Source organism: Dactylosporangium sp. CA-139114, from assembly GCF_050955725.1.
GTDB lineage: Bacteria > Actinomycetota > Actinomycetes > Mycobacteriales > Micromonosporaceae > Dactylosporangium.
Genome location: NZ_CP192080.1, coordinates 2,873,408 through 2,889,202 on the forward strand (window position 1 = coordinate 2,873,408; position 15,795 = coordinate 2,889,202).

The 15,795-nt window shown below is 73.6% G+C and carries 15 protein-coding genes; 11 read left to right on the top strand and 4 right to left on the bottom strand.

Annotation, left to right across the window (positions count from 1 at the left end; translation table 11 throughout):
• The first annotated feature begins 5 nt into the window (after positions 1-5).
• From ACQP2P_RS13015 to ACQP2P_RS13030, 4 genes are read left to right on the top strand one after another with little or no spacing between them, the layout of a single operon-like run.
• On the top strand, positions 6-746 hold the full coding sequence (locus ACQP2P_RS13015; protein WP_433619120.1) for an amidohydrolase family protein: 741 nt from the start codon (positions 6-8) through the stop codon (positions 744-746).
• Entirely contained in the window at positions 743-2,008 is a 1,266-nt protein-coding gene (locus tag ACQP2P_RS13020; protein ID WP_433615882.1) for a phenylacetate--CoA ligase family protein, read from the top strand. The genes ACQP2P_RS13015 and ACQP2P_RS13020 overlap by 4 nt, the downstream gene beginning before the upstream one ends.
• Positions 1,989-2,966, top strand: coding sequence for an FAD-dependent monooxygenase (locus ACQP2P_RS13025; protein ID WP_433615884.1), 978 nt, complete (start codon positions 1,989-1,991; stop codon positions 2,964-2,966). Before ACQP2P_RS13020 ends, ACQP2P_RS13025 begins: the two co-directional genes overlap by 20 nt.
• Entirely contained in the window at positions 2,963-3,607 is a 645-nt protein-coding gene (locus tag ACQP2P_RS13030; RefSeq protein ID WP_433615886.1) for an isochorismatase family protein, read from the top strand. The genes ACQP2P_RS13025 and ACQP2P_RS13030 overlap by 4 nt, the downstream gene beginning before the upstream one ends.
• Here the strand turns inward: ACQP2P_RS13030 and ACQP2P_RS13035 are convergent.
• Positions 3,586-4,248 carry a class F sortase gene (locus ACQP2P_RS13035; protein WP_433615888.1) on the bottom strand — a complete coding sequence of 221 codons (663 nt, stop codon included), beginning with the start codon at positions 4,246-4,248 and terminating at the stop codon, positions 3,586-3,588. The two genes, ACQP2P_RS13030 and ACQP2P_RS13035, sit on opposite strands and share 22 nt — an antisense overlap.
• 2 nt (positions 4,249-4,250) lie before the next feature.
• Positions 4,251-4,760: a hypothetical protein gene (locus ACQP2P_RS13040; RefSeq protein WP_433615890.1), complete on the bottom strand. Its 510-nt coding sequence runs from the start codon at positions 4,758-4,760 to the stop codon at positions 4,251-4,253.
• Between the two features lie 247 nt (positions 4,761-5,007).
• Here ACQP2P_RS13040 and ACQP2P_RS13045 point away from each other — a divergent pair, with 247 nt between their 5' ends.
• Together ACQP2P_RS13045 and ACQP2P_RS13050 are read left to right on the top strand one after the other, a co-directional pair.
• Complete coding sequence (locus ACQP2P_RS13045) at positions 5,008-8,652, top strand: choice-of-anchor D domain-containing protein (RefSeq protein WP_433615892.1); 3,645 nt, start codon at positions 5,008-5,010, stop codon at positions 8,650-8,652.
• Position 8,653: 1 nt separating this feature from the next.
• Positions 8,654-9,862 (top strand): PQQ-dependent sugar dehydrogenase, encoded by a 1,209-nt coding sequence (locus tag ACQP2P_RS13050; protein WP_433615894.1) that lies wholly within the window; start codon positions 8,654-8,656, stop codon positions 9,860-9,862.
• Positions 9,863-9,991: 129 nt separating this feature from the next.
• Here the strand turns inward: ACQP2P_RS13050 and ACQP2P_RS13055 are convergent, their stop codons facing one another.
• Positions 9,992-10,753, bottom strand: a complete 762-nt coding sequence (locus tag ACQP2P_RS13055; protein ID WP_433615895.1) for an SDR family NAD(P)-dependent oxidoreductase — start codon at positions 10,751-10,753, stop codon at positions 9,992-9,994.
• A 93-nt stretch (positions 10,754-10,846) separates the two neighbouring features.
• Between ACQP2P_RS13055 and ACQP2P_RS13060 the strand changes: the two genes are divergently transcribed.
• A complete protein-coding gene (locus tag ACQP2P_RS13060) occupies positions 10,847-11,221 on the top strand; it encodes a hypothetical protein (RefSeq protein ID WP_433615897.1) in 375 nt (124 codons plus the stop codon).
• 9 nt (positions 11,222-11,230) lie between these two features.
• Here the strand turns inward: ACQP2P_RS13060 and ACQP2P_RS13065 are convergent, their stop codons facing one another.
• The gene (locus ACQP2P_RS13065; RefSeq protein ID WP_433619121.1) at positions 11,231-11,656 is read right to left on the bottom strand and encodes a DUF2716 domain-containing protein; all 426 of its coding nucleotides are present in this window, start codon (positions 11,654-11,656) and stop codon (positions 11,231-11,233) included.
• Between the two features lie 34 nt (positions 11,657-11,690).
• Here ACQP2P_RS13065 and ACQP2P_RS13070 point away from each other — a divergent pair, with 34 nt between their 5' ends.
• From ACQP2P_RS13070 to ACQP2P_RS13085, 4 genes are all read left to right on the top strand, one after another.
• Positions 11,691-12,122, top strand: coding sequence for a hypothetical protein (locus ACQP2P_RS13070; RefSeq protein ID WP_433615899.1), 432 nt, complete (start codon positions 11,691-11,693; stop codon positions 12,120-12,122).
• A gap of 415 nt (positions 12,123-12,537) precedes the next feature.
• The gene (locus ACQP2P_RS13075) at positions 12,538-13,785 is read left to right on the top strand and encodes an ABC transporter substrate-binding protein (protein WP_433615901.1); all 1,248 of its coding nucleotides are present in this window, start codon (positions 12,538-12,540) and stop codon (positions 13,783-13,785) included.
• Positions 13,782-14,783 carry a carbohydrate ABC transporter permease gene (locus tag ACQP2P_RS13080; protein ID WP_433615903.1) on the top strand — a complete coding sequence of 334 codons (1,002 nt, stop codon included), beginning with the start codon at positions 13,782-13,784 and terminating at the stop codon, positions 14,781-14,783. Before ACQP2P_RS13075 ends, ACQP2P_RS13080 begins: the two co-directional genes overlap by 4 nt.
• A 19-nt stretch (positions 14,784-14,802) precedes the next feature.
• On the top strand, positions 14,803-15,762 hold the full coding sequence (locus ACQP2P_RS13085; RefSeq protein WP_433615904.1) for a carbohydrate ABC transporter permease: 960 nt from the start codon (positions 14,803-14,805) through the stop codon (positions 15,760-15,762).
• Positions 15,763-15,795: the final 33 nt, after the last annotated feature.

The window sequence follows — 15,795 nt, forward strand, 5'->3', positions numbered from 1 at the left end:
TCGCGATGTTCGACTTCCACGCGCGCCTGACCCCCGGCCCGGGCGCGGCCGAGGCCCTGCTGGGCGCCCTCGACGAGGCCGGGGTCGAGCGGGCGGCGGTCTGCGCCGGCGGGGTGGTCGGGCTCGACCGCCTCTCGGTGCAGATCGTCGACGGCGGGCGCAGCAAGGCCCTGGCCGACAACGAGGGGGTCCGGCGGGCGTGCGAGGCGTCCGGCGGGCGGCTGGTGCCGTTCTTCTTCGCCGACCCGTACCGCGACGCCGCCGGCTATGAGGCCGCGGCACACCGGTTCCGGGGCCTGGAGATCTCCCCGGCGGTGCACGGCTTCCGGCTCGACGACCCCCGGGTCGACGCGCTCGTGCGCATCGCCGCGCGGCACCGCCACCCCGTCTACGTGGTCTGCCTCGGCCGGGCCGGCACCCGCACCGAGGACCTCGTCGTCCTCGCCGGCCGGCACCCGGACGTCACGTTCGTCTCCGGCCACTGCGGGCACACCGGCCTGGACGCGGCCGGGCTCAGCCTCGTCGCGCCCCTGCCCAACATCGCCGTCGAGCTCTCCGGCTGCTTCACCGCCGTGGCCCGGCTCGCGGTGCGCCGGCTGGGCGCGCACCGGGTGCTCTTCGGCACCGAGCACCCGCTGCAGCACCCGAGCGTCGAGGTCGCCAAGCTGCGCGCCCTCGGTCTGCCCCCGGACGAGCTCGCGCTGGTCTCCTTCGGCAACGCCGACCGGATCCTGGAGCACTCATGACGCTGCCCCGGATCGGCGACTGGCACGACTTCGCCGGCCTCGCCCGGCTCCAGCAGGAGCGGCTCCCCGCGGTGTACGCGGCGGCCGAGCGCTCCCCGTTCTACCGTGGGCGCGGCATCGCGCCCCTGCCCGAGCAGCCGCTCACGACCAAGCAGGACCTCCGCGACGCGTACCCGTTCGGCCTGCTCGCCTGCGACCGCGCCGACGTGGCCACCTATCACGAGTCCAGTGGCAGCAGCGGCGAGCCGACCGCGTCCTACTACACCGAGACCGACTGGCTCGACCTCGCCGAGCGCTTCGCGCGCAAATGGACCGGCATCGCGCCCGACGACACGATGCTGGTCCGCACCCCGTACGCGCTGATGATCACCGGGCACCTGGCGCACGCGGCCGCCCGGCTGCGCGGCGCGACCGTGGTGCCGGCCGACAACCGCTCGCTGGCCACGCCCTACTCGCGGGTGGTACGGCTGCTGCACGACCTCGGCGTCACCCTCACCTGGTCGCTGCCGACGGACACGCTGCTGTGGGCCGCGGCCGCGCGCGTCGGCGGCTACCGCGACTTCCCGAGCCTGCGCGCGCTCTTCGTCGGCGGCGAGCCCGTCGGGCCCGCGCGCAAGGCCCGCATCGGGCGGGTGTGGGGGGCGCCGGTCGTGGAGGAGTACGGCGCGACCGAGACCGGCAGCCTGGCCGGGGAGTGCGCGCACGGCACCATGCACCTGTGGGCCGACCGGGCCGTCTTCGAGGTGCAGGACCCGGACACGGGGCAGCTGCGGCCCGACGGGCGTGGCCGGCTGGTCGTGACGCCGCTCTACCGCGACGCGATGCCCCTGCTGCGCTACGCCATCGAGGACGAGGTGGAGGTGGCGTACCGCGAGTGCCCCTGCGGCTGGCACCTCCCCGCGGTGCGCCTGCTCGGCCGCTTCGCCCGCGGCGGCCTGACCCAGCTGGGCCTGGAGGAGCTCGTCTTCGGGCTGCCGGACGACTTCGGCGTGTGGTTCTGGCGCGCGCGGGTCGACGGCGACCGGCGCGATCCCCGCCTCCGCGTCGAGATCGAGGTCGCCGACCGCTGGCGCACCGCCGCGACCGCGACCCTGACGGCGGCGCTGCGCACCGCGTACCCGCACGTCGAGCCGCTCGTGGTGCCCGTGCCGCCCGGCGGCCTGGTCCCGCACCGGCTGCTGACCGCGACCGCCGAGGTGATGAAGCCGCGCGGCCTGTTCGGCCCCGGGGAGGACTGGGACCGTGCGCTGCGCTACTACTGAGCCGCTCATCGTCGGCGCCGGCATCGGCGGCCTGACCGCGGCCGTCGCCCTCGCCGCCCACGGCGTGCCCTGCGAGGTCGTCGAGCGTGCGCCATCCCTGCCGGTGTCGGGCTACGGCATCCAGCTCCCGCCGAACGCGACACGCGTGCTGCGCGGCCTCGGCGTGGACCTGGACGCCGTGTCCCTGCGGCCCTCGGCGCGCGAGATCCGCCGCTGGTCGGACGGCGCGCTGCTGGGCCGGGTCCCGCTCGGCCCGGCCGTGCTGTCCCGCTACGGCTCCCCGTATCTGACGCTGCGGCGGGCCGATCTGCTGAGGGCGCTCGCCGCGAAGGCCGGGCGAATCCACTTCGGACAGACGCTGCGGCCGGCCTCGTTCGTCGTCGGCGCCGACGGCCTGCACTCGACGGTCCGCGGCCTGCTGGCCCCCGGCGGGCTGGTCGACCTCGGGTACACCGCCTACCGCGCGGTGCTCCCACCGGTCGAGTCGTCGGTGGTGACGGTCTGGCTCGGCCCGGGCGCGCACGTCGTGGCCTATCCGATCCCCGGCGGGCTCAACCTCGTCGTCGTGGCCCGCCCGGGGGAGCGGTTCGGGGGCTGGCACGGGCCGGTGCGCGCGCTGGTGCGGGCCGCCACCCGAGGATTCGCGCTGCGCACCCGCGCGCCGCTGCCGGCCTGGCACCGCGACGGCGTCGTCGTCATCGGCGACGCCGCCCACCCCATGCCGCCCTTCCTCGCCCAGGGCGCGGCCCAGGCGATCGAGGACGCCGCGGCGCTGCCGTCCCACCTCGACGACCTCGCCGGGTTCGAGGCGGCGCGCCGCCCGCGGGCCGAGCGCGTGGCCGCGGCGAGCGCGGCGGGCGGCCACGAGTACCACCTTCCCGACGGCGCCGAGCAGCGCCGCCGGGACGAGCGGATCGCGGCCTCCGGGCTGCCCGGACAGGATTGGTTGTACGCATGATTCCCGCCGTCGTCTCGTATCCGATGCCGTCGCCGCCCCGCAGCGGGCCCGCCCCGTGGCGGCCGGACCCGTCGCGCTGTGTGCTGCTGATCCACGACATGCAGCGGTACTTCGTCGACCGCTTCGACCCCGCCGTCCCGCCCGGCCGCGAGCTGCTGGCGAACGTCGCCCGGCTGCGCTCGGCGTGCACCGGCCTCGGCGTGCCGATCCGGTACACCGCCCAGCCCGGCCGCATGACCCCGGCCGAACGCGGCCTGCTGCGCGACGTGTGGGGCGAGGGCATGACCTCCGACGAGTCGAGCCGGGGCCTGGTCCTCGAGCCCGCGTCGCCCTCGGAGGTGGTGACGAAGTGGCGCTACAGCGCCTTCCACCGCACCCCGCTGCTGGACACCATGCGGGGGCTGGGCCGCGACCAGCTCCTCGTGTGCGGCGTCTTCGCGCACCTGGGCTGCCTGCTGACCGCCGCCGACGCCTACGCGCACGACGTGGAGCCGTTCCTCGTCGCCGACGCGATGGCCGACTTCACCGCGGCCGACCACGCGCTCGCCCTCGACTACGCCTCGCGCAGCTGCGCCGCGACCCCGACGACCGACGAGGTCCTGGGCGCCCTCGCCCGGCCTCAGCTTTCCAGGCGGGCGTAGACGAGGATGTTGCCGCGGTACTCGTGGCGGAGGCGGTCGAAGGTGCCGCCGCACGTCACGAGCCGCAGGGCCGGATAGTCGACCGGGCCGTAGACGGCATCCGTCGGGAAGTCGGTCTTCGGTACCTCCACCACCCGCTCGACCACGAAGACCGCCGCGGTGCCGTCGGCCCGGCGCACCGTCGCGGTGTCGCCGGGGCGTAGCTCGCGCAGGCGGTAGAACACGGCCGGGCCGTCGTGGGCGGTGTCCACGTGGCCGAGGAGCACCGCGGGCCCGACCTCGCCCGGGGTGCGCAGGTTGCGGTACCAGCCGGCCGGCGCGCCCGGCTTGAGCGGTGGCACCTCGACGGTGCCGTCCGGGTTGAGGCCGAGCGACATGAGCGCCGTGTCGATGCCGATCGCGGGGATCGTGAGCCGCACGGGTGCGGACGCGGCCAGCCCGCGCGTGCGCACCGCCGTCGCCGGGGCGGCCGAACTCGCGATCGGGATCGGGTCCGGCACGGGCCCGGAGGCGGCGGGCGCCGCGGCCGGGCGCTCGGGCGGCGGGGGAGCGGGGGACGCCCCGATCACGAGCAGCGTGAGGCCGCCGGCCGCGAGCAGCCCGGTCAGGCCGTCGATCATCAGGCGCCGGGGCGGCCGCACGGTCAGCGCCGTCCGGTCGCCGGGCGCATGCGGAAGACCACGAGCGCGGCCGCGGCCAGCAGCAGGACGATGCCTGCCCCGGCCAGCACCGGGTTGCGCATGCCCAGGCCGTCGCCGCCGCCGGTGTGGGGCGCGCCGCTCGGGGCCGCGCCCGTCGGGTTCCCGCCGCCGCCCAGGCCCGCCGAGCCGTCGTTCGCGGCCGAGGCCGAGGCCGCGGCGGCCGCCGAGCGCGAGGCGGCGGCGGAGCGCTCCCGCTCGGCGGCGGCCGCGGCGGAGCGGGCGGCGTCGGCGGACTGGCCGGCCGACACGCTCGCCGAGACGGATGCCGAAACCGAGGCCGAGACCGAGGCGGCGGCGGAGGCGCCCGGGGCGGCGCGGTCGCCGGCGCCCGAGCCGGTGAACTGGCAGTAGGCCAGCAGGGCGAGCAGCATCACGATGAGCGCGGCGCCCCCGGCCGCGACCGCGGTGCGGCTGTCGCGGGCGGACAGCCGCCGGCGTCCCGGATCGGTCATCGCACCGTCCCCTTCCGCGAGAGACCGCGAAGGCCCCGGTCGGTTCGAGTGTGGTACCCACGCACCACAGGTCTGTAACGATCAATGCCCCCGGCGGGTGGTGCGGGCCCGGGCGGTACCATCGACGGCTTTTGCGGTTGACGAGTGTAAGTATTTCTGTTTTTCGTTGGCATCTTGCGCGGAGATGTCGGCGGCGTTACGGTGCTGTCCCGATCGACGCTCTTCGACACCCCCCTCTGGAGCCGTCATGGCCGCACGCCGGTTGGCCGCCGCCCTCCTGCCACCCCTCCTCGCGCTCGGCACCGCCGCCGTGCTCGCCCCGCCCGCCGCCGCCGATGTCACGACGGTCTCCGTCGACACCCTGCGCACCGCCTGGGACCCGAACGAGGCGGCCCTCGGCCCGTCCGCGGTCTCCGCCGCCGACTTCGGCCAGCTCTTCGCCACCGACCTCAACGGCCAGATCTACGCCCAGCCGATCGTCGCCGCGGGCACCCTGATCGCCGCGACCGAGAACAACTGGGTGTACGGCCTCAACCCGCAGACCGGCGCGATCATCTGGTCCCGCAGCGTCGGCCCCGCCTGGCCCGCCTCGGCGATCGGCTGCGGCGACCTGGTGCCGAACATCGGCGTCACGAGCACCCCGGTCTACGACCCGGCGACGAGCTCGGTCTTCTTCACCGCCAAGGTCAACGACGGCCCGGACGCCAACCATCCGCACTTCACCATGCACAAGATCGACCCGGCGACCGGGGCCGAGCGCGCGGGCTGGCCGGTGACCATCCAGGGCTCGCCGACCAACGACCCGGCCAACACCTTCAACCCGAAGACCGCGGCCCAGCGCCCGGGCCTGCTGCTGCTCGACGGCGTCGTCTACGCGGGCTTCGCGAGCCACTGCGACTACGGGCCGTACGTCGGGTACGTCGCCGGCGTCAAGACCGCCACCCCGGCCATGTCGACGCTGTGGTCCACCGAGGCCGGCCGCTCGACCGGGATGGGCGGCATCTGGCAGTCCGGCGGCGGCCTGGTCTCCGACGGCTCCGGCCGGATCTTCGTGGCCACCGGCAACGGCGTGTCCCCGGCGCCCGGCCCGGGCACCAGCCCGCCCGGCACCCTCGCCGAGTCGGTGATCCGGCTGCAGGTCAACGGCGACGGCTCGCTGAGCGCCAAGGACTTCTTCAGCCCGGCCAACAACGGCAAGCTCGACCAGGACGACACCGACTTCGGCTCCGGCGGCCCGGTGGCCCTGCCGGCCTCGTTCGGCACCGCGGCCCACCCGCGCCTGATGGTGCAGACCGGCAAGGACGGCCGGGTGTTCCTGCTCGACCGCGACAACCTCGGCGGCATGGCGCAGGGCCCGGGCGGCACCGACGCCTCGCTGGTCCCGCCGGCCGGGCCCTACAACGGGGTCTGGGGTCACCCGGCGGTCTGGGGCGGCGACGGCGGCTACGTGTACCAGGTCGAGAACCAGGGCTTCCTGCGCGCGTTCAAGTACGGCGTGAACGGCTCCGGGCTGCCGGTGCTGACCTCGGCCGCGACCAGCCCCTCGACGTTCGGCTACACCTCCGGCTCCCCGGTCGTCACCTCCTCCGGCACGACCTCGGGCTCGGCGATCGTCTGGGCCGTCTACAGCGACGGCTCCACCGGCTCGGGCGGCCAGCTGCGCGCCTACGACGCCCTGCCCGCCGGCGGGCAGCTGCACCTGCGGTACTCCGCGCCGATCGGCACCGCCACGAAGTTCGCCGTGCCCGCGACCGACAACGGCCGCGTCTACGTGGGCAACCGCGACGGCCGCCTCTACGGCTTCGGCCGCCCGACCACCGCCGCGCTGAGCGCCCCGCCGACGGACTTCGGCAGCGTCGCCGTCGGCAGCACCGCCAACGCGACGGTGACGGTGACCGCGACCCGGGCCGTGCGCATCACCGCCGTGACCGCCGCCGCGCCCTTCGGCGTCACCGCGCCCGCGCTGCCGGTGAGCCTCACCACCGGGCAGACCCTCGCGGTGCCGGTCCGCTTCACGCCCACCGCGGCCGGGGGCGCCGCGGGCAGCCTCACCTTCACCACCGACGCCGGGACCGTCGCGCTGGACCTGCACGGCACCGGCACGAAGCCCGGCCTCGGCGCCACCCCGGCGGCGCTGTCGTTCGGCACGGTGCCGACCGGCGCCAGCAAGACCCTCGGCGTCAGCATCACCAACACCGGCACGAGCGCCGTCACGGTCACCGGCTCGACGGCGCCCGCGGCCCCGTTCAGCGCCACCGGCTTCCCGGCCACCGGCACCACGATCGCGGCCGGCGCGTCCGTGTCGGTCTCGGTGCGGTACGCCCCGACGGCGCCCGGCAACCACACCGGCTCGATCACCGTCACCAGCTCGGCCGGCCCGGTCACGGTCCCGCTCAGCGGCACGGCGGTCGCGGGCGCCGCCCACCTGACGATCACGCCGAACCCGGTCGCGTTCGGATCGGTCGTCGTCGGTACCTCCGCGACCCAGACCTTCGACATCGCCAACACGGGCAACATCACGCTGACCCTGACCAAGGCGGCCCCGCCGGTCGGCGCGTTCAACACCACGACGCCGGTCTCCGAGGGCCAGCAGCTCTCGCCCGGTGACGTCATCCACCAGACCGTCACCTTCACGCCGAGCACCCAGGGCGCGCAGTCCGCCGTCTACTCCATCACCGGCGACGACGGCCAGGGCGCCGTCCTCGTCCAGCTCACCGGCACCGGCGTGCCGCCGTCGAGCACGACGAACCTGGCCGCCGGGCGCCCCGCGACCGCACAGTCGACGCAGGCCGGCTACCCGGCCGGCAACGTCACCGACGCGGACGCGAACAGCTACTGGGAGAGCGCGAACAACGCGTTCCCACAGTGGGTGCAGGTCGACCTGGGCGCATCCGCGAGCGTCGGCAAGGTCACGATGCGCGTGCCACCGGCGTCCGCCTGGGCCGCCCGGCGGCAGACGGTCGCGGTGCTGACGAGCGCCGACGGCGCCCAGTGGAGCACCGCCGCGGGCGCCACCGACTACCTCTTCGACCCGGCCACGGGCAACACCGCGAGCGCCACGTTCCCGGCGGTCAGCGCGCGCTATGTCCGCCTGAGCATCACCGCGAACACCGGCTGGCCGGCCGGGCAGCTGTCGTCCTTCGAGGTGTACGGCACAAGCGGCGGCACGGCCACCCTCGCGCTCAGCCCCGCGTCGCTGCACTTCGAGGACACCGGCGTGAACACCAACAGCGACTGGCAGACCGTGACCGTCACCAACACCGGCACCGCCCCGGCGACGGTGCAGTCCGTGACGGCGTCGGGCGACTTCACCGTCACGACCACGTGCGGCACCACCATCGCGCTGGGCGCCAACTGCACGGCCACGGTCACGTTCCACCCCAGCGCGGCCGGGAACCGGACGGGGACGCTGAGCGTGCGCAGTACCGCCGCCAACGCCGAGGCCACCGTCGCGCTCAGCGGCACCGGGGTGGCCGCGACCGCGACCAACCTGGCCCTGCACCGGCCGGTCACGCAGTCGTCGAACACGCAGAACTACGCGGCCGGCAACGCCGTGGACGGCAGCGCGGACACCTACTGGGAGAGCGTGAACAACGCGTTCCCGCAGTGGCTGCAGGTGGACCTCGGCGCGAACACCGCCGTGAGCCGCGTGGTGCTGAAACTTCCGCCGGCGACGGCGTGGGCGGCGCGCACCGAGACGGTGACGATCACCGACTTCACCACCGGCGCGGTGCTCGTCGCGAGCCGGGCCTGCGCCTTCGACCCGGCGACCGGCAACACGGTCACGCTCACGTTCCCCGCGGCCGGGGTGCGCTACCTGCGCGTCACGGTCACCGGGAACACCGGCTGGCCGGCCGGGCAGCTCTCGGAGCTGGAGGTTTACGCCTCCTAGGATGACGGCGGCTCATCCCGGCCCGGCGCACGGTTGCCCCGTGCGCCGAGCCGGGATCGCCTTGCTGTCCGTGTGTGTGCTGGCCGGATGTTCCTCGCCGGCGGGGGCCGAGGGGAAACCGCTGCCGCCGATCAACCCGACCGACTTCCACCATGGGGCGGCCGACCCCTCCGGCGGCGCGGACGGGCGCGTGAGCGTCTCGACGGTGGCGCGGCACCTGGACGTCCCGTGGGGGCTGTCGTTCCTGCCCGACGGCAGCGCCCTGGTGACCGAGCGCCGGACGCTGCGCATCCTGCACGTGACGACCGCCGGCGCGGTCACCCCGGTGGCCCGCATCGGCGAGGCGAACTCGGACAACGAGGGCGGGCTGCTGGGCATCGCGGTGTCGCCCGGCTACAAGAAGGACCGGACGGTCTACATCTACTACACGACGAAGGTCGACAACCGCATCGCGCGGCTCAAGCTCGACGGCCGCGCCCGCCCGCAGCCGATCGTGACCGGCATCCCGAGGGGCGGCATCCACGACGGCGGACGGCTCGCGTTCGGCCCCGACGGCTACCTCTACGCGACCACCGGCGAGGCCTCCCGCACGGAGGCGGCCCAGCGCCTCGACATCCTCGGCGGCAAGATCCTGCGGATGACCACCGACGGCCGGCCCCCGCCCGGCAACCCGTTCCCGCGCTCGCTCGTGTGGTCCTACGGCCACCGCAACCCCGAGGGCCTGGCCTGGGACGCGGCCGGGGTCATGTACTCCTCCGAGATCGGCCAGGCGGTGTGGGACGAGCTCAACATCATCCGCCCGGGCGGCGACTACGGCTGGCCGGCCGTCGAGGGGATCGGGAGCAACCCGCGCTACGTCGACCCGGTGGTGGTCTGGCATCCGGAGGTCGGGGTGGCCGCCGGCGTGGCGATCACGGGGACCACGGCGGTCGTGACGTGCCTGCGCGGCCAGCGGATCTACCTGGTGCCGCTGGGCCCGTCCCCGGTCGTCGCCTCCTCCTTCTCCGACACGGCGGCGGTGCGCTGGCGCACGGGCTCGGGCGTCGCCGGCCGCCCGGTGGAGGCGCTGACCGAGCGCTACGGCCGCCTGCGCACGGCGGCGACGGCGCCGGACGGCAGCGTGTGGATGACGACCTCGAACCGCGACGGGCGCAACCCCAACGGCCCGGTGCCCGACGACGACCGCGTGCTGCGGCTCACCCTGCGCTGAGGGGTGGGCCCGGCCCTCTGGGAACCAGGTGTTGTTCGCGTTGATGAGGTACTGCTGCACGACCGGGTTCTCGGCGGGCTGAGCTGCGCGAATGGATTGGAATGCCGGAAAGATCTTTCAATGATCAACTCATCGGATCGACGTTCCGGCGCTCATGTCGAGCTCGGCGCCGGTCATCATCCCGGCGTGGTCCGACGCCACGAACGCGGCGAGCTCGCCGACCTCCGCGAGCGTCGCCGTGCGCCCGGTGAGCGTCTGGCCGGTGAGCCATCCGACGAGCTCGTCGCGCCCCTCGAACCCGGCCGGGATCGTCTCGGGCAGCCCGCCGGTGCGCAGCGTGACGACCCGGACCCCGCTCGGCCCGAGCTCGCAGGCGAGCTGCTTGCGCATCGACTCGACCGCGTCGAACGTGACCCCCATCCCGCCCACGCTGAAGCGCCGGGCCACGGACCAGTCGAAGGTGCCCCCGAAGTACAGGATGAGCCCCGAGCGCCGCGGCACCATGACCCGTGCGGCGGCCCGGGCGGTCAGGAACTTCGACGTCACCGCGGTGACGATCGGCCGCAGGTAGTCCGCGGCCGTCATCTGCGCCATCGCGACGCCCTGCACGTCCTGGTCGCTGATCACATTCACGGACACGTCGAGCCGCCCGCAGCGCTCGATCACCCGGTCCATGTGCTCGTCGACGGCGTGCTCGTCGAGCGCGTCAACCGCGTCGGCGAAGGCGGTCCCGCCGGCCGTGGTGATCTCCTCCGCCACCGCCCGCACCGTCGCAAGCGTCCGCCCGGCCAGGTGCACGGTGGCCCCGTGGCGCGCGAACGCCCGGGCCATGGCCCCGCCGACGTGGCCGCCGCCCCCGTAGACGACCGCGCTGCGCCCTTGTAGCAACATCTCGTACTCCCTCGTGTCGGCTGCTCCTACCCGTGCAACCCCGAGCGGCCCGCGAACCCATCAGTATGGCAGCGGGCCGCTACCTTGAGCCGCATGGCCGACCCGATGCGTCCCTCGCTCCCGACGAAGATGCGTGCCTCGCCGGCCAAGGAGCGCGACGCGGTGGTGCTGGAGGCCCTGCGCAGCGCGGGCAAGGCCGCCTACGACGAGATGATGCAGGCGGACCGCGCCCGCGAGCAGCTCGTCGCCGACGGGCGCACGCAGTGGGACGCGCCGCCGGCGACCGTCACGCTCAAGCGCTGGCAGCAGGATCGCGGGGCGAGGGAGGCGATCGCCCTGCTGTGGCGCGAGGACCCCGACCCCCGGCCGCCACCCTCACGCTCAAGAGTGATCAGCGGCCCCGACGGCACCTTCCGCCGGGGCATCGTCGTCGGGCCGTTCGAGGCGACGAGCGAGGTCGAGTGCTGAGCGGCGGGGTCACGACGCGCGGGGCAGCCAGCTCAGCATCGGCACCAGCACCTCGAGGAGGGGCTCACCCCACACCTGGAGCGTCCGCTCCCACGGGTGACCGCGCGTGCCCAGGGAGAAGTCCTCGGTGCCGACGACGTAGTGGTCGCCGTTGGGCACGACCAGCCACGGCGGCGCCTCGGTCTGGCGGTGCGGCCAGAAGCGGTGCGAGGCGTGCTCCCAGGTGAGCACGAGCAGCGGGGTGCCCGGCGGCAGCACCCGGACGAAGGCCAGGTGGGCGAGGCTGTCGACCGCCCGCTCGGCCGCGTTGAACTCGGCCTGGACCTCGGCGGTGAAGAAGTCGGCGAGGTCGAACGTCACCGACGGCCGCGGGTCGGCGGGCACGCGGGCCCACAGGTCGTCGTAGGTGTCGAACCCGAGGTCCTCCCACGGCATCACACGCACCAGGATATCTGCTAACAATGTCGGCATGAATCGACTCGGGTGGGCGGTCACGGCCGCGGCGGCGGTAGTGCTGGTGTGTGGCGGCGGCCCGTTCGCCGTGGGCTTTCCGCAGCGCTCGTCGTTCCTGGCCGACCAGGAGCGGCAGGCCTGCTCCCTGTTCGCCCGCTCGTCGCCGTTCGGCGAGGTGACCAGTTGTATCGATCTGGGCCGCCGCACCCCGCCGATCAGTGGGCCCGGCCACGTGTTCCTGCTGCTGGAGACGGCGCAGGGCCCGGCCGTCGTGCGCATCGACTACGAGGGGACCGACCGGCAGAAGTTCACCGCGAGCGCGGTCGAGGTCCCGACGTACGAGTCGCCGGGCATCTCCCACGAGACCGGCGAGCGGCTCAAGACCGGCATCGACTCGCGGGGCGGCCTGAAGACCAAGCCCTGGGCGGTCTACCCCGTCCCGAGCTGAGGCGCGGGCCGCCGCCCACGCCGACCGCGTCGTGTTCCTGGCCGATGGACGCATGGCCGACGGGCGCGTGGCCGGGACGCGTTGCACCGAGTGCAACGTAACCAACGGCGTACCAGTCTGTGAACGGCCGATTTCGGCAAGACCTGGTAGCGCTCCCACAGGTCGGCCCCGAGCTGCAGATCCTTCAGACGCTACTGCCTGCAGCGATCTCATTACGCCGTGATACAAGATCCACCGTTCGTCGTGCGCAAGTGTCCGATCGACGCTCGGTGGCGCCTTAAGGTTCCATCTGCAACCGCTCTATACGCGCATACCGTCCCTGGGCGACATGCGCGCGCCGCCCCGCCGGATGGAGTCGCCGCGCCGCGTCTTCAATCGTGGTTGTGGAAGAGGGGTTGCCGTGTGGAAGGGGCGCTTGGCGATCCTGGTGATCGTGGTCGTCTCGCTGGTCTGCGGCCTGTCGATGTTCGGGGTGCGGGGCGCGAGCAACGATCAGCTCGAGGTGTACTCGTGGTGGACCGGCCCCGGTGAGGAGGAGGGCCTGGCCGCCATGGCCAAGTCCTTCGAGGGCGCCAACGCGGGGGTGCGGTTCGTCAACGCGGCCGTCTCCGGGGGCGCCGGCTCCAACGCCAAGGCCATTCTCGCCAGCCGCCTGCTGGCCAACGACCCGCCGGACTCCTACCAGCGTCACGCCGGGCTCGAACTGCTCGACGACGTGCGCTCGGGCAAGGTGCAGGACATCTCGGACCTGTACCGCCAGGAGGGCTGGGCGAAGGTGTTCCCGAAGGGGCTCGTGGACAACCTCACCATCGACGGGCGCATCTACGCGGTGCCGGTGAACATCCACCGGGCCAACCTCATGTGGTACACCCCGAAGACCCTCCGCGAGCTGGGGCTTTCCGGGCCGCCGAAGACCTGGGCCGAGTTCCTCCAGCAGGCCGAGGTCATCAAGGCCAAGGGCCGGGTGGCCCTCGCGGTCGGGCCCGAGTGGACGCAGAAGCACCTGCTCGAGACGGTGCTGCTCGGGGAGCTGGGCCCGGACGGGTACGAGGGGCTGTGGGCCGGGCGCGTCAGCTGGCGGGCGCCCGAGGTGGCCGCCGCGCTGGACATGTACGCCAAGATCCTCGCCGTCTCCGACGTGAAGTCCGCGGCCGGCGACTGGCAGCCGCAGCTGGACCGGGTGGTGTCGGGCTCCGCGGTGTACGCCGTGATGGGCGACTGGTCCTCGTCGTACCTGGCGCAGACCAAGGGCCTGCACTGGCAGGACGGCTACGCCGCGGTCGCCTCGCCGGGCAGCACCGGCGTCTACGACTTCCTGTCCGACACCTTCACGCTGCCCACCGGCGCGCGCCGGCCCGACCTGGCCCGCCGATGGCTGATCGAGTGCGGCTCCACCGAGGGGCAGAACCTGTTCAACCCGCTCAAGGGCTCGATCCCGGCGCGCACCGACGCCGACGCGGGCCTCTACCCGGACTACCTCGGCTGGGCGCTGCAACAGTGGCGCGACCCCAAGACCCGCATCGTCGGGTCGCTGACCCACGGCGTCGTGGCGAGCAACGCGTACAACGCGGAGATCGACTCGGCCCTGGGTCTGTTCGTCCAGGACGGTGACCAGGGCAAGTTCGCCCGGACCGTCGAGCAGCAGTTCCGGGAGACGCAGTGAACCTCCCCGTCCGGCAGGCGCCGGCACCACCGCAGCAGCAGCAGCACCGGGCACGGCACTCCTCGGAGCCGGACCGGCCCGCCTTCGCGATGCGGGAGCGCCGGCCCCGCAAGCAGCGCGGCCCCCGGTGGCTGCCCGGGCTCGTGCTGGTCTCCCCGTCGCTGATCCTCATCGGGGTCTTCGTCTACGGGTTCCTCGGCTGGAACGTGCGCGTGTCGTTCACGAACTGGCGCGGGCTCTCCCCGCGGTACCACTTCGTCGGCTTCGACAACTACGCCGCGCTGCTGCGTGACGAGCGCTTCCGGGCCGACATGCGCAACCTGATCATCTTCACCGTCGTGTTCGTCGCGGCCGCGCTGCTGCTCGGGTTCTTCATGGCGATGCTGCTGGACCGGGGCGTGCGCGGCGAGGGCTTCCTGCGCGGCGTGTTCCTGTTCCCGATGGCCATCTCGTTCATCGCCACCGCGATCGTGTGGCGCTGGCTGCTCGACAACGGCTCGGGCAACGACACGGCCGGCATCAACAAGCTGCTCGCCGACGTCGGCCTCGGGTTCCTGCGCAGCGACTGGCACAAGTCCAACTCGGTGTGGGCGATCGCCGCGGTCGCGCTGCCGGCCGGCTGGGCGCTGTCCGGCTACGTGATGGCCCTGTTCCTGGCCGGCATGCGCGGCGTCAGCGACACCCTGCGCGAGTCGGCCCGCATGGACGGCGCCAGCGAGACGCAGGTCTTCTGGCACGTCGTGCGCCCGGCCCTGCGCCCGGTCACGTTCAGCGCGATGCTCATCATGATCCACATCTCGCTGAAGACGTTCGACCTGCTCTACGCGCTCGACCAGGGCAACCTGCGCATCGACACCCCGTCGCTCTACATGTGGTTCACCACGTTCGACGGCGGGTTCTACGACCGCGGCGCCACCATCGCCACGGTCCTGCTCCTCGGGGTGGCCATCGTGGTCGGCCCCTACGTCTGGTACAGCCTTCGCACGGAACGGCGGTGATCAGTCCATGACCGGACCGATGGTTCGCGCAACCGCCGCCGTGCCGCAGAACGCCGCGGCCCAGACCTACCGGCCCACCCGGCTGCCGACGCCGGGCGACGCGCCCGCCCCCGACCCGTCGTCGATCCCGCGCTGGCAGCGCCCGGGGCCGGTGCGCACGACGGTGCGGTACGTCATCCTGTGGGCCCTCGCCGCGTTCTTCCTGATGCCGGTGTACGTGCTCATCGTGACCAGCCTCAAGAACCCGGCGGACGTGTCGGTGACCCGGATCTGGGAGCTGCCGACCAGCCTGTCGTTCGACAACTTCTCGGCGGTGCTGCCCAAGCTGTCGTCGGGCTTCCGCAACTCCCTCGCCCTGTCGGTCCCGGCCTCGCTCATCTCGGCCCTGCTCGGCTGCGCGAACGGGTTCGTGCTGTCGAAGTTCCGCTTCCCGCTGTCCAACGTGGTCTTCCCGCTCATCCTGTTCGGGATCTTCGTGCCGTACCAGGCCGTGATCATCCCGGTGTCGCAGACCATGACCGCGGTCGGGCTGCGCGGGTCCGGGGACGCGACCGGGGGCCTGCTCGGCCTGATGCTCATCCACATCATCTACGGGCTGCCGATCACCACGCTGATCTTCCGCAACCACTTCGTGTCGATGCCCGACGCGCTGCTGGAGTCGGCCCGCCTGGACGGCGCGGGGGTGCTGCGGACCTGGGTGGATCTGGCCGTACCGCTGGCCAAGCCGGCCTTCGCCGTCGCCGTCATCTGGCAGTTCACGTCGTCGTGGAACGACTTCATGTTCGGCGCGATGATGACCAGCCGCGACTCGTGGCCGGTGACGATCGCGCTGAACAACGTGGCCGGCGGGCAGTCGGTGCCGTTCGGTCAGGCGATGGCGGGCGCGCTGCTGGTGAGCCTGCCGACGCTGGCGATCTACGTGCTGCTCGGGCGGTTCTTCATGCGCGGGCTGCTGGCGGGGACGCTGCAGGAGCGCTGAACCGGCCGGACCCGCGGCCCGGGGCGGCCGGCT